Source organism: Burkholderia perseverans (assembly GCF_022870505.1).
Taxonomy (GTDB): Bacteria; Pseudomonadota; Gammaproteobacteria; order Burkholderiales; family Burkholderiaceae; genus Burkholderia; species Burkholderia plantarii.
On the sequence record NZ_CP045094.1, the window covers coordinates 1352211 to 1366126 of the forward strand.

Genomic DNA, 13916 nt, shown 5'->3' on the forward strand with positions numbered 1-13916 from the left:
TGCCGCCATGCGACGCGCGAGGTGTCGGGTGTCGTGACGACTGAAACGGCGTTCGGGCTTCCAGTGCCTCAGCGCCCGCCGGCGTCGCTGAGCGAGGGCGTGATGGTCGCGGCGGGACGGCGGTCGGTCCGCAGCAGCCCGTAGATCGCGCTGTCCGACACGTCGCCACCCACCATCCAGCGCTCGCGCAACAAGCCCTCGCGCACGAAGCCGAGCCGGTCCAGCAGGCGCGCCGATGCCTCGTTGCGCGGATCGACGTCGGCCTCGACGCGGCGCAGGCCCACCGTGTCGAACGCATGGTCGAGCAGCGCCGACACGGCCTCGGTCATGTAGCCGTTGCCCCAATGGCGGCGCTGCAGCGAAAAGCCGAGCTGCGCGCGGCGGCACTGCGCGTCGTGATCGAACAGGCTGCAGTCGCCGAGCGGCTCGCCGCTCGCGAGCGATTCCACCACGCAGACGAATGCCTCCCCCGCCGCGGCTGCCTGCGCGAGCCGCGCGGTGCGCGCCCGCGCGTCCACCGGCTCCGTCATCGGCGGGAACGAGCAGTAGCGCATCGCGTCGGCGTCGGACCAGAGCGCGAAGCCGGCCTGCCAGTCGTCCTCGCGCATCGCGCGCAGACGCAGCCGGCGGGTGAGGATCGTGACGGGTTCGAAGGCGGGCATGGCGGACTCGGCGCGGCGCAAAGCGACGACATTACACCAGTGCGCCTGCGCCGCGCGAATCGGAATGGCTGGTGTCGCGAATCCGGCGCCGGACCTCCGGCATCACGCGTGGCGCGGCAGGCGGGCAGCGCGGCGGCGTCGCGCGTCGGGCTTCGGGCTTCGCGGCTCAGGCCCGCGAACCGAAGTGGCGTTCGATCGAACTGGCCCAGTCGGCCGGGCGCGCGGACGGCAGCTGGTGGCGGTCGAAGTCGGGCGCCGCGAACACGCGCTCGGACGATGCGGCCACGCGCAGGCCCTTGCCCTCGGTATCGGCCGCCAGCGCCTGCCAGGGAATCGCGATCAGGCGATCACCGTGGCCTTTCGCGCTCGTCACGAGCACATGCGTGATGCGCCCGCCGCCGAGGTCGAGCAGCAGGTCGCTGACGTGGCCCACGTCCACGCCGTCGTCGGCCCGCACGCTGGCGCCTTCGAGCGTGTGCGCGGCGATCGGCAGCGCGCCGCTCGGATCGGTCTCGCGATAGCCGGCAAGCGGGCCGCTTTGCGAGCCGGCGGGTTTCGTATCGGGCGTTTTCATCGGGATACCTCCGTCGAGATGGCGGCGCGGGATGCGCGAAGCCGGGCGTGGGGCGTTGCTGCGGGATCGATCGAGCCGCCGGGTCGGGCGGATGCCGCGCCGTGACTGCCGGCGTGGCCGCCGGATCGCCGGTTCAGGCCCGTTGATCCCGGCGCGATGCCTCCGCTCGTGTGGCCACGCAAGCGTCGTGCCATCGCATGAGGCGCTGGCGCGCCGGCCGGCTGAGCGCGGGGGCCTCCTTTTTACAACGCCATGCAGCTTTTGCGCGATCGTCGCCCGGCTCGGTGGCGGCGGGCGGCCCGGCGCGCGGCACGGCCGTTGCGCGAAGCTCCAACGACAGTCGGGCCGGTTCGTCGCGGCCCATTTTCATGGAGGAAGCCATGGCACGCAGCAAGGCGAAGGAGCAGGGCGTACACGAGTTGCTGTATCAGGCGCTGGAAACCGAGCTGGGGGGCGCGCAGATCTATCAGGCGGCGCTGTCCTGCGCGATCGATCCGGGCCTGCACGACGAATGGGGTCACTACTATCGGCAGACGCTGCATCACCAGGACGTGCTGCGTTCGGTGTTCCGCAGCCTCGGGCTCGACGAGCAGGCGCAGACGGCGGGCCGCCGCGCGGTGATGGACACCGGCAAGTCGCTCGTCAACGTGATCGAGCAGGCGAAGCAGAACGCGGCGCCGGCGGTCGCGCAGATCGTGGCCGCCGAGTGCGTGGTGCTGGCCGAAACGAAGGATCACCTGAACTGGGAGCTGATCGGCTACGCGGCGGACCAGCTGTCCGGCGACGCCGCCCAGGTGCTCAAGGAGGCACACGATGAGGTGGAGGCGGACGAGGATCATCACCTTTATCACACTCGCGGCTGGGCGCGCGAGATGTGGCTCCAGTCGATGGGCTTCGAGGCCGTGCTGCCTCCGCCCGAGGAGGTCCGCGACGTGGCGTCGGCGGCCGACGCGGCGAAGGCTGAGCGCGCGCGCCGCAAGATGATGTGAGGCGGGTGCTGCCGGCGGCGTGAATCGGGCCGCCTGCGTGGCCGCGGAGCGGGCGCGGATTGGGACGGATGAGCCGGCTCGATGTGTCCAGCTTGCGTCGCGCCGCCGTCCGGTGACGTTCCGGACACGGTTCGAACGCGGCGCCTGCCCGCTCTCGGCGCAGGTGGCATGCATGTTGCATTGCCGGTGGCACGGCGGCGGCGCGAACCTGCGCGTCGCGGCGTGTGAACCCGTCACGAGAGGAGGGCAGCGATGCCGGCGATGATCTGGAGAGGCGCGATCAGCTTCGGGCTGGTCCATGTGCCGGTGCGGCTCGTGCCGGCCACGCGTACCGTCAAGCCGTCGTTCCGGATGCTCGACCGGCGCTCGCTCGACCCGATCGGCTATCGGCGCGTGAACAAGCGTACCGGCCGCGAGGTGGCGCGCGAGGACATCGTGCGCGGCTACGAGTACGAGAAGGAGCGCTACGTCGTGCTCGGCGACGACGAGATCCAGGCCGCCAATCCCGAGTCCACGCAGTCGGTGGACATCCTGACCTTCGTCGATACCTCGGCCGTGTCGTTTCTTTATCTCGACACGCCTTACTACCTGCTGCCCGAACGCAACGGCGAGAAGGTCTACGCGCTGCTGCGCGATGCGCTGGCCGAGACGGGCCGGGTGGGCATCGCGCTGGTGGTGATGCGCGAGCGCCAGCACCTGGCCGCGTTGATCCCGGTGGGCGAAGTGCTGGCGCTCGATACGCTGCGCTGGCAGGACGAACTGCGCGGGCTCGACGAACTGCCGGCCGGCAAGCGCGGCGCCGGCGCGAGCGCGCAGGAGCGGCGGATGGCGCGCAAGCTGATCGAGGACATGTCGGGCGACTGGGCGCCGGACGCATATCACGACACGTTTCGTGACGACATCCTCGCGCTGGTCGAGCGCAAGGTGAAGGCCGGCAAGACGAAGACGATCGAGACGCCGCACGCCGACGCGCCGGCGAAGACGTCGTCCAACGTGCTCGACCTGACCGAACTGCTGAGGCGCAGCCTCGGCGGCGGCGGGCGGCGTGGTGCCGGCAGGGATGCCGGGGATGAGGAAACGGGCCGCGTGAAGAACGGCAAGGCGGCCGGCAAGAAGACGGCGGCCGGAAAGCCCGCGGCGCGCACGGCGGCGAAACCGGCGAGCACGGCGAAGGCCGGCGGCACGTCGAGCCGTTCGAAGCCTGCCGCGAAATCCGCCGGGAAGCCAGCCGCAAAAACGGCTGCCAAGAAGGCCACGAAGCAGGCCACGAAGCAGGCCACGAAGCAGGCCACAAAGCAGGCCACGAAGCAGGATGCGAAGCCCGGCGCGAGCCGCAAGTCCACCGGCCGCGCGACGAGCGCGGTACCGGCGTCGCGCAAGCGCGCCGCCTGACGCGCGGGCAGCGACGACGATGGCGGACAAACTCTCCGAATACCAGCGCAAGCGCCGCTTCGACGCGACGCCCGAGCCGGCCGGCGCGAAGCGGCGGCGTGGCGCGGCCGGGCCGCTGCATTTCGTGGTGCAGGAGCATCACGCGCGGCGCCTGCATTACGACTTCCGTCTCGAACTCGACGGCGTGCTGAAATCGTGGGCCGTGCCGAAAGGCCCGAGCCTCGATCCGGCCGACAAGCGGCTCGCCGTGCACGTCGAGGATCATCCGCTCGACTATGCGGGTTTCGAGGGCGAGATTCCACCCGGCCACTACGGCGCTGGCAGCGTGCGGATCGACGATCACGGCGTCTGGCGGCCCGATGGCGGCGTGGCGGGCGCACGGCGCGGCTATCGCGACGGCAAGCTCACGTTCGAACTCGACGGCACGAAGCTGCGGGGGCGCTGGTCGCTGATCCGTACCGCGATGCCGGGCGCGAGGGGCAAGTCGTCGTGGCTGCTCGTGAAGGCGCGCGACGACGCGGCCGACGCCGCAGCGGCGGACGAACCCGTCACGCGACGACGCATCCAACCCGGCAAGGCGGCGGCGAAGCGAGCCGCAACGAAATCGGCCGCAACGAAATCGACGGCGCGAAGCGATCTGCCCGGCGCGCGCCGCGCCGCGTTGCCGGACACGCTCGCGCCGCAGCTCGCGACGCTCGTCGCCGTGCCGCCCGAGGACGAGGGCTGGCGCTACGAGATGAAGTTCGACGGCTACCGCGTGTTGGTCCGCATCGCCGGGCGCGGCAAGCGCCGCACGGTGCGCGTGCTGACGCGCGAGGGACTCGACTGGAGCGCGAAGTTCGGCGCGCAATGCGCGGCGTTCGCGGCGCTGCCGGTCGACGACGCGTGGCTCGACGCCGAGGCCGTCGTGCTCGACGCGCGCGGCGTTCCCGATTTCTCGGCGCTGCAGCAGGCGCTGTCCGACGGCGACGACGCGGCGATCGTCTGCTTCGTGTTCGACCTGCTGCATCTGGACGGCCGCGCGCTGCAGGCCGTGCCGCTCGACGCGCGCCGCGAGCGGCTCGCCGCGCTGCTGGCCGAGACCGATTCCGGCTGCCTGCGGTTCTCGCCGACGCTCGACGGCCCGCCGGCGGCGCTGCTCGAGGCCGCCGCGCAAGCGGGACTCGAAGGCCTGATCGGCAAGCGCGCCGACGGCACCTACCGCGCCGGCCGCAGCAGCCAATGGATCAAGCTCAAATGCCGGCAGCGCCAGGAGTTCGTGATCGGCGGCTACAGCGCGCCACGCGGCAGCCGCAGCCACTTCGGCGCGCTGCTGCTCGGCGTCCACGCGGCGCCGGACGGCGCGAAGCGGCACGGCCGCCAGGGCACGCGCGAGCCGCGGGCCTTGCAGTACGTCGGCCGCGTCGGCACCGGCTTCGACGCCAGGCAGCTCGCCGCGCTCGCGAAGCGGCTTGCCGCGCTCGAACGCGAGCGCGCGCCGTTCGACGTGCCGCCGCCGTCGCGCGGCGACGCGGTGCGCTGGGTCGAGCCGACGCTCGTCGCCGAATGCGAGTTCGCGGGCTGGACCGCCGACGGGCGGGTGCGGCAGGCGGCGTTCGTCGCACTGCGCGACGACAAGCCGGCCGTGCGCATCGTCAGGGAAACCGCCGTGCCGACGGCAGGGCAAACCACGGGAACCAGGATGGCCACGACCGAACCCGTCACGGCCGGCAACGCCAAGCATGGCCGTCGCGCCGGGGCGAATGAACCGACGAAAGCCACCAATGCAACGAACACCAGCGACTCGACCGTGGCGGGCATACGCATCACGCATCCCGAGCGCGTGGTCGATCCGGACGGCGGCTTTCGCAAGATCGACGTGGTGCGCTACTACGAGTCGGTCGCGCGCTGGCTGCTGCCGCAATTGAGCGGCCGGCCCGTGTCGCTGGTGCGCTACATGAAGGGCGTCGGCGGCGAATCGTTCTTCCAGAAGCACGCGGGCGAGCGCGGCATGGGCTTCGTCACGCGCCACCCGGGGCTCGATCCCGGCCACGACGCGCTGATGACGCTCGACGACACCGCCGCGCTGGTGGGCGCCGCGCAGTTCGACGCGCTCGAATTCCACACCTGGAACGCGACGGTGGACCGGATCGAGCGGCCCGAGCGGCTGGTGTTCGACCTCGATCCCGATCCGGCGCTGCCGTGGGCGCGGATGATCGAGGCGGCCGGCCTGGTGCGCGCGCTGCTCGACGCGCTCGGCTTGCCCGCGTTCTGCAAGACCAGCGGCGGCAAGGGGCTGCACGTGGTGGTGCCGATCACGCGGCATACCGAATGGGACGACGCGAAGGCGTTCTCGCAGGCGGTGGCGCGGCATCTGGCCGGGCAGCTGCCGGACCGCTTCACCGCGAAGATGGGGCCGGAGAACCGCAGGGGCCTGATCTTCGTCGACTACCTGCGCAACGGCCGCGGCGCGAGCACGGTGGCCGCCTACTCGGCGCGCGCGCGGCCCGGGATGGGCGTATCGGTGCCGCTCGCCTGGGAGGAGGTGGCCGCCACCACCGGCGGCGCGCAGTGGACGATCGCCAGCCTGCCCGCGCGGCTCGACGCGCAGCGGGCCGACCCGTGGGACGGCTACGACGCCGCGCGCACGCGCATCACGGCGGCGATGCGCCGGCGCCTCGGCAAGCTCTGATGCCTTGCCCCGGCCGCCGGCCGGGCTCGATCCGCACGCGCCGGCTTTGTACAATGGCGGCGATCCGACCGCTCATGCGCCCTCGCGGCGCCCGCCCGCCATGTCCACACGCACCTCGGCCCCGCGCCTGCAACCTCGCAAGACCCCGAGCCAGACGCGCGCGGCCGAAACGGTGGCCGCGATCGTCGAGGCCGCCGCGCAGGTGCTGGAGATGGTCGGCATCGAAGGGTTCAACACCAACGCCGTGGCCGAGCGCGCGGGCGTCAGCATCGGCTCGCTCTACCAGTACTTCCCCGGCAAGGACGCCTTGACGGTCGCGCTGATGCAGCGCGAGATGCTGCGCTTCCAGCAGGACCTGGAGGCGGCGCTCGACGAACCCGACGGCACCGCCGCGCTCGAGCGCCTGATCGGCGCGGCCGCGCGCCAGCAGCTGGAGCGCCCGATGCTGGCGCGGCTGCTCGACGTGCAGGAAGCCAATCCGGCGCTGCGCGACGCGGTGCGATGCGCGTCGATGCCGGAGATCGTCGCGACGGTGATCCGCCGCGCGTTTCCGGCCTGCCCCGAGCCGGCGCTCGCCGCGGCCGATCTCTGCGCGATGATTCGCGGGCTGGTGGACGCGGCCGGCGAGCGCGGCGAACGCGACGTGGCCCATCTCGAACGGCGCGTGCGCGCGGCCGTGTTCGGCTATCTCACGCATCTGGGCGCCGGCTGAGGCATTTGCGGCGGCCCGCCCGAGGCGGAATGCGAGCCACGAACGTGAGCAAGGCGTGCTGGCCACGAATGTGAAGCGCCGGCGCGGCGCGAATGTGAGCAAGGCGGGGCCGCTCCGGCGCGCCGCACCGGGCCGCTCGGGCCTGCCGCGAGGCGTTCCCGGCGCCGCGCCGGCGCGCCGGCAATGCGAGTAGCCGGCGGCCGGCCCCGGCCCGTATTCTGATGGCTCTGGCGGTGACAACCACGGAGCACCGCCGGTTCATCCGGAGCCTGACGCCATCATGAAACTGAACCACCTGAGCTTTCCCTCGGCCGACACGGCCACCACCGCCGCCTTCTTCGAACGCTATCTCGGCTTCACGATCGCCGGCAGGTGGGACCAGTCCTACATCCTCAAGCGCCCCGGCTTCGACGTGGTGATCGAGCACGTCGACGACGGTGCGCCGGCCTGGCCGCGCTCGTTCCACGCCGGCTTCGAGATGCCCGACATCGACGCGGTGCGCGCGCTCTACGAACGCTTCGAAGGCGACGGCGTGGCGCTCGAGACCGGCATCTTCAACAACGGCCGCGGCTCGCGCTTCTTCTGCCGCGCGCCGGGCGGCGTGATGTTCGAGCTGAACACGCGCGCCGACGCGGCGCCCGAATATCGCGCCACGTTCGACTGAGTCCACGACGCGCCGGTCCGAGGCCCGGATCGATGCGCGATCGCTTAGTCATCCTGTCGATTGAAATGAAACCGGCTTTCCACGGAGTGATCCATGAGTACCCTGACCACCGCCCCGCTCGCGCCGCTGCTCGCGCGCCTGTTCGACGAAGCCGACGCCGCGGCGCCGGCCCTGAGCCGCGCCGTCGCCGAGTTGCCCGACGGGGAGCTGAGCCGCCTGATGCGCAGCAAGACCGACTATCTCGACTTCTACGGCCGCATGAAGGATCTGCCGCTGCCGGTGTCGCGCGACACCGGTACGCTGCTGTACCAGCTCGCACGCGGCGGCGGCGCGCGCACCATCGTCGAGTTCGGCACCTCGTTCGGCATTTCGACGCTGCATCTGGCCGCCGCGCTGCGCGACAACGGCGGCGGCCGGCTGATCACGAGCGAGTTCGAGCCGTCGAAGATCGCGCGCGCCCGCCACAACCTGACGGCGGGCGGCCTGATCGATCTGGTCGAGATTCGCGAGGGCGACGCGCTGCAAACGCTCGCCGCCGACCTGCCGGACCGTGTCGACCTGCTGCTGCTCGACGGCGCGAAGTCGCTCTATCCCGAGATCCTCGCGCTGATCGAGCCGCGGCTGCGGCCCGGCGCGTTCGTGGTGGCCGACAACGCCGAGCACAGCCCCGAGTATCTGGCACGCGTGCGCGCGCCCGGGCACGGCTATCTGTCGACGCCGTTCGGCGGCGACGTCGAACTGTCGATGCGCCTGGGTTGACGTGGCGGGCTGGCCGGCGTGCGTTGCCTTGTGTCGGCGCGCGCCGGTCGGGGCCGTGCCGTGGCGCGAGCGTCGTTACGCGCGCGTGGCCGGCGCGAAGCGGTCGAGGTCGGCGCTGTCGTGGCGCTCGTGCTGCTGCTCCGAGGCGTCGCCGCGCACGCGGTTGACGTGGCGGCCGCGCTTGACGGCCGGCCGCGCGGCGATCTCGCCGGCCCAGCGCTGCACGTGCGTGTATTCACCGACGTCGAGGAACTCGGCCGCGCCGTAGAGTTCGCCCTGCACGAGGCCGCCGTACCACGGCCAGATGGCGATGTCGGCGATCGTGTAGTCGTCGCCGGCGATGTAGCGCCGCGTGGCGAGCAGGCGGTTCAGCACGTCGAGCTGGCGCTTGGTCTCCATCGTGAAGCGGTCGATCGGATATTCGAGCTTCTCGGGCGCGTAGGCGTAGAAGTGCCCGAAGCCGCCGCCCACGTAGGGCGCCGAGCCCATCTGCCAGAACAGCCAGTTCAGCGTTTCCGCGCGCGCGGCCGGATCGGCCGGCACCAGCGCGCCGAACTTGTCGGCGAGGTAGAGCAGGATCGAGCCCGATTCGAACACGCGCACCGGCGCCGCGCCGCTGTGATCGACCAGCGCCGGGATCTTCGAATTCGGGTTGATGTCCACGAAGCCGCTGCCGAACTGGTCGCCGTCGCCGATGCGGATCAGCCAGGCGTCGTATTCGGCGCCGGCATGGCCGAGCGCGAGCAGTTCCTCGAGCATCACGCCGATCTTGACGCCGTTCGGCGTGGCCAGCGAATAGAGCTGCAGCGGATGCTTGCCGACCGGCAGCGCCTTGTCGTGGGTCGGGCCGGCCACCGGGCGGTTGATGTTCGCGAAATGGCCGCCGGACGGCGCGCGCTGCGTCCAGACGGCCGGGGGGACGTAGACGGAATCCTGGCTCATGCAATGTTCTCCGAAAAAGGCATCGAGCCCGCGTGCGGGCCGCGGGGCGAAAGGGCGGGCGCGGCGCCTCGCTGAAGCGCCGCGTCGAACCCGCTACTCTAGTCGCGTTTCGGCGTTCTTGCCGGAGCCGGACGCGGGCGGGCGGAAAGCGGGCGGCGGCCGCCGGCTGCGGCCCGGGCAGCGGCGAGCGGCCGGTGCGGCGGGTGCGACGAGGCAAACCTGAGCGCGAGCGTGCCGCTCGTCGCTTGCCCATTGCCGAGCGCCTCGGCGCGCCCGCCCGGCCGGGACCTGCCGCGGCTTCGCAACGCACGCCCCCATCAACCTCCATGCGATTTCGGCTTGGCGGCGACGCGGCCGCGGAGCGATCATGGAGCCCTTGCCGCGCGGCGCCTCGGCGTTCGCCGCCGGCACCGGCTCCAGCGCGCGCCGCCGTGCCATGCCTTGCCGTGACGAGGCCACCGGCGCCCGCGCTTCCTTCCCACCCGCTTTCGAGGGAGTCCAGCATGCATTCAGTCGTTTTCGTTTCGCGCGCGCCTGCCGCCGCCGCCCTTCGCCGGAGGTTCGCATGAAGGCCGCCGTATTCCGCGCCCCCGGCGGTCTCGACCGCATCGAGATCCGTGAAGTGGCCGATCCGGGCCGGCCGGGGCCGGGCCAGATCCGCGTCGCGCTGCACGCCACCTCGCTCAATTTCCACGACCTGATCGTCGCCAAGGGCGGCATGGGCACCGACGACGGCCGCGTGCTGATGTCCGACGGCGCCGGCGTGGTCGAGGCGGTGGGCGAGGGCGTGACCGGATTCGCGCCGGGCGACCACGTGGTCTCGCTGTTCTTCCCGCACTGGGCCGACGGCGCGCCGTCCACGCCGGTCGGCGATTTCGCCGGCACGCCCGGCGACGGCATCGACGGCTTCGCGACCGAGGTGGTGGTGCGCGCGGCCGGCGCGTTCACGCATGCGCCGCGCGGCTGGCGCCACGCCGAGAGCGCGACCATCACCACCGCCGGGCTGACCGCCTGGCGCGCGCTGGTGGGCGACGCGGGCCTGAAGGCCGGCGACGTGGTGCTCACGCTCGGCACCGGCGGCGTCTCGATCGCGGCGCTGCAGATCGCCAAGGCGGCGGGGGCGACCGTGATCGTCACTTCGTCGTCGGACGAGAAGCTGAGCCGCGCCAGCGCGCTCGGTGCCGATCACACCGTCAACTACCGGCAGACGCCCGACTGGGGCCGCGTGGCGCGCGAGCTGACGGGCGGGCGCGGCGTCGATCACGTGATCGAGCTGGGCGGGCCGGGCACGCTCGCGCAGTCGATCGACGCGGTGCGCGTGGGCGGCCACATCTCGCTGATCGGCGTGCTGACCGGCATGCAGGGCGATGTGCCGACCGCCGCGCTGATGGGCAAGCAGGCGCGGCTGCAGGGGCTGATCGTCGGCAGCCGGCGCCAGCAGCAGGACTACGTGGCCGCGCTCGAGGCCACCGGCATCCGCCCCGTGATCGACCGCAGCTTCGGCTTCGATGAACTGGCCGAGGCGTTCCGCTGGCAGGAGCAGGGCGGCCACTTCGGCAAGATCGTGGTGGAGTGGTAAGCACGCGGGCCGCGCGCCCGAGGTGAAAACGTGACGATCTGACGATGTGAAAAGGCCGGCGCTGCTGAACTGCACGCCGGCCTTTCCTTGCTCATGCAGGCGGGCCGGGGGCGAGCCTCCCGGCGCCGCGCGCCGCTTACTTCGCGGTCGGCATCGCGAACTCGGCGCCCTTCTCGATGCTCTCGTTCCAGCGCTGCATGATCGACTTCTGGCGCGTGTAGAAGCGCACGCCTTCCTCGCCATAGGCATGCATGTCGCCGAACAGGCTGCGCTTCCAGCCGCCGAAGCCGTGCCACGCCATCGGCACCGGGATCGGCACGTTGATGCCCACCATCCCCACCTCGATGCGGCGGCCGAACTCGCGCGCCACGTGGCCGTCGCGCGTGTAGACGGCCACGCCGTTGCCGAACTCGTGCGCGTTGATCAGCTCGATCGCCTCGCCCAGGTCCTTCACGCGCACGCAGGCCAGCACCGGCCCGAAGATCTCTTCGCGATAGATGCGCATCTCCGGCGTGACGTGGTCGAACAGCGTGCCGCCCGTGAAGAAGCCATGCTCGTGGCCCGCCACCTGGTGGCCGCGGCCGTCCACCACCAGCGTCGCGCCTTCCTCGACGCCGAGGCCGATGTAGCCTTCGATCTTCTCCAGTGCCTGGCGCGTGACCACCGGACCCATTTCCGACTCGGCGTTCATGCCGTTGCCGATCTTCAGCTGGCGCGCGCGCTCGGCGAGGCGGGGTACGAGTTTGTCCGCCACCTCGCCCACCAGCACCGCCACCGAAATCGCCATGCAGCGCTCGCCGGCCGAGCCGTAGCCGGCGCCGATCAGGCCGTCCACGGCCGCGTCGAGATCGGCGTCGGGCATCACCACCATGTGGTTCTTGGCGCCGCCGAGCGCCTGCACGCGCTTGCCGTGCTTCGCGCCGGTCTCGTAGATGTAGTTCGCGATCGGCGTCGAGCCGACGAAGCTGACTGCCTTCACGTCGCGATGCACGAGCAGCGCGTCCACCACTTCCTTGTCGCCCTGCACCACGTTGAACACGCCGTCCGGCAGCCCGGCCTGCTCGAGCAGCTCGGCCATGAACAGCGAGGCCGACGGGTCGCGCTCGCTCGGCTTCAGGATGAAGCAGTTGCCGGCCGCGATCGCCACCGGGAACATCCAGCACGGCACCATGCACGGGAAGTTGAACGGCGTGATGCCGGCCACCACGCCGAGCGCCTGGCGCGTGGTCCAGTTGTCGATGCCGGTGGAGACCTGCTCGGTGTAGTCGCCCTTGAGCAGCTGCGGGATGCCGCACGCGAACTCGATCACGTCGATGCCGCGCGAGACCTCGCCCTGCGCGTCGCTGAACACCTTGCCATGCTCGGCCGTGATGATCGCGGCCAGCGCGTCGCGCTGCTGGTTCATCAGTTCGAGGAAGCGCAGCATCACGCGCGCGCGGCGGATCGGCGGCGTGTTGCTCCAGCCCGTGAAGGCGCGCTTCGCGCTCTCCACGGCCGCGTCCACGTCGCTCGCGTCGCCGAGGCGCAGCGTGCGCGCGATGTCGCCGGTGGCGGGGTTGTAGACGGGCTGCGAGCGCGTGCCGCGGCCGGCGGTGCGCTGGCCGCCGATGAAATGTTCGACGTCCGCGCGATCGGTGTAGGAATCCATGTGCTCCTCCGGGATGTGGCCGATGCCAGTGTGGATGTCCGGCAGTGTAGGAGCCGCCCGGCGCGCTGGATATACACTGGCGGTGAAATCATTGTTTAAATTTCTAAACGATCGAGCGATGCCAATCGACCATATCGAAAGCCTCTGGGTCCATCTGCACTGGCTCACCGTGCTGGCCGACCAGGGCAGCTTCACGGGCGCCGCGGGGCGGCTGGGCGTGAGCAAGGCGGCCGTCAGCCTGAAGATCGCCGAACTCGAGCGCGCGGCCGGCGTGCCGCTGGTACAGCGCACCACGCGCAGCGTGCGGCTGACCGAGGCGGGCCTGCGGCTGGCCGACGAGACGCGCCCGCTCTACGACCGCATCTCGCAGAGCTTCACGGGCGTGCGCGACACGGGAGGCGACGTGCGCGGCAGCCTGCGCGTGACGGCGCCGGTGGCGCTCGCGCGCCAGCAGCTGGTGCCGCGGCTCGCCGAATTCCGGCGCCGTTATCCGGCGGTGCGGATCCAGCTCGACGTGTCCGACCGGCTCGCCTCGCTCGCCACCGAGGGCTTCGATCTGGCGATCCGCCACAGCGCCGCCGCGCCCGAGACGCACGTGGCCTGGAAGCTGTGCCGCACCCGCTCGGTGATCGTCGCGACGCCGGCCTACCTGGCCGCGCGCGGCGCGCCCGAGCAGCCGGACCAGCTGGCCGGCCACGATTGCCTCTACTACCCGCGCAGCCACGATTCGGCGGCGTGGACCTTCGAGCGCGCCGGCACGCGGCGCCAGCGCGCCGCGCGCGTGACGGTGCCGATCACCGGCCCGCTCGGCGCCAACAACAGCGAGGTGCTGCGCGACGCGGCGCTCGACGGGCTCGGCATCGCGCTGCTGCCCGACTTCACGGCGGTGGCCGCGCTGCGCGCCGGCACGCTGGTGCGGGTGCTGCCCGAGTGGCGCCCGGTGGGTGTGTTCGCCGAGCAGCTGCTGGCGGTGCGGCCCTATGCGACGCACGTGCCGCGCGTGGTGCGGGCGTTCGTCGCCTATCTGCGCGAGGCGTTCGCGGGCGGTTTCGACGAGGGTGGGGAAGGGCGCTGACGGCGAGGCCGGGCGGTGATGGGGCGCCGCGAACCATCGACCGTCGCGAGTCGCCACGGCCATCATGGGCGTCATCGCGCGGGCGGTGCGCACGGCGCTGATGATTCATCCGGATTCGGCTGCCAGGCGGCCCGCAGGCCGCGACGCCGGCGGTATGCGCGGCGTTGACGATTCATCCGGTCCGGTCCGATGCGGCCCGCGAGCCACGGGCGCGGGCGTTACGCGTGGCCGGGCCGCGGCACCGGCCAT

General features: G+C 71.8%; 12 protein-coding genes. 8 read left to right on the plus strand and 4 right to left on the minus strand.

Going from position 1 to position 13916, the window contains the following annotated elements:
* Positions 1 to 68: 68 nt before the first annotated feature.
* Positions 69 to 662, minus strand: a complete 594-nt coding sequence (locus BpN12_RS20660) for a GNAT family N-acetyltransferase (RefSeq protein ID WP_246797314.1) — start codon at positions 660 to 662, stop codon at positions 69 to 71.
* A 166-nt stretch (positions 663 to 828) separates the two neighbouring features.
* Complete coding sequence (locus BpN12_RS20665) at positions 829 to 1236, minus strand: PRC-barrel domain-containing protein (protein ID WP_246797315.1); 408 nt, start codon at positions 1234 to 1236, stop codon at positions 829 to 831.
* 380 nt (positions 1237 to 1616) lie between these two features.
* Here BpN12_RS20665 and BpN12_RS20670 point away from each other — a divergent pair, with 380 nt between their 5' ends.
* The 6 genes from BpN12_RS20670 (at position 1617) to BpN12_RS20695 (ending at position 8423) form a co-directional block, all read left to right on the plus strand.
* Positions 1617 to 2225 (plus strand): hypothetical protein, encoded by a 609-nt coding sequence (locus tag BpN12_RS20670; RefSeq protein ID WP_246797316.1) that lies wholly within the window; start codon positions 1617 to 1619, stop codon positions 2223 to 2225.
* 252 nt (positions 2226 to 2477) lie between these two features.
* Positions 2478 to 3617, plus strand: coding sequence for a non-homologous end joining protein Ku (gene ku, locus BpN12_RS20675; RefSeq protein WP_246797317.1), 1140 nt, complete (start codon positions 2478 to 2480; stop codon positions 3615 to 3617).
* Positions 3618 to 3636: 19 nt separating this feature from the next.
* Positions 3637 to 6288, plus strand: a complete 2652-nt coding sequence (gene ligD / locus BpN12_RS20680) for a DNA ligase D (protein WP_246797318.1) — start codon at positions 3637 to 3639, stop codon at positions 6286 to 6288.
* A 100-nt stretch (positions 6289 to 6388) separates the two neighbouring features.
* Positions 6389 to 7000, plus strand: a complete 612-nt coding sequence (locus BpN12_RS20685; protein WP_246797319.1) for a TetR/AcrR family transcriptional regulator — start codon at positions 6389 to 6391, stop codon at positions 6998 to 7000.
* A 280-nt stretch (positions 7001 to 7280) separates the two neighbouring features.
* Positions 7281 to 7664 (plus strand): VOC family protein, encoded by a 384-nt coding sequence (locus BpN12_RS20690; RefSeq protein ID WP_246797320.1) that lies wholly within the window; start codon positions 7281 to 7283, stop codon positions 7662 to 7664.
* 93 nt (positions 7665 to 7757) lie between these two features.
* Entirely contained in the window at positions 7758 to 8423 is a 666-nt protein-coding gene (locus tag BpN12_RS20695; protein WP_246797321.1) for an O-methyltransferase, read from the plus strand.
* 75 nt (positions 8424 to 8498) lie between these two features.
* On the opposite strand, the gene yghU is transcribed toward BpN12_RS20695, so the two are convergent.
* Entirely contained in the window at positions 8499 to 9365 is an 867-nt protein-coding gene (yghU, locus tag BpN12_RS20700) for a glutathione-dependent disulfide-bond oxidoreductase (RefSeq protein WP_246797322.1), read from the minus strand.
* A 565-nt stretch (positions 9366 to 9930) separates the two neighbouring features.
* On the opposite strand from yghU, the gene BpN12_RS20705 reads away from it, so the two are divergent.
* The gene (locus tag BpN12_RS20705; RefSeq protein WP_246797323.1) at positions 9931 to 10944 is read left to right on the plus strand and encodes a zinc-dependent alcohol dehydrogenase family protein; all 1014 of its coding nucleotides are present in this window, start codon (positions 9931 to 9933) and stop codon (positions 10942 to 10944) included.
* Positions 10945 to 11080: 136 nt separating this feature from the next.
* Here the strand turns inward: BpN12_RS20705 and BpN12_RS20710 are convergent, their stop codons facing one another.
* A complete protein-coding gene (locus BpN12_RS20710; RefSeq protein WP_246797324.1) occupies positions 11081 to 12592 on the minus strand; it encodes a CoA-acylating methylmalonate-semialdehyde dehydrogenase in 1512 nt (503 codons plus the stop codon).
* A gap of 118 nt (positions 12593 to 12710) precedes the next feature.
* On the opposite strand from BpN12_RS20710, the gene BpN12_RS20715 reads away from it, so the two are divergent.
* The gene (locus BpN12_RS20715; RefSeq protein WP_246797325.1) at positions 12711 to 13667 is read left to right on the plus strand and encodes a LysR family transcriptional regulator; all 957 of its coding nucleotides are present in this window, start codon (positions 12711 to 12713) and stop codon (positions 13665 to 13667) included.
* Positions 13668 to 13916 lie beyond the last annotated feature (249 nt).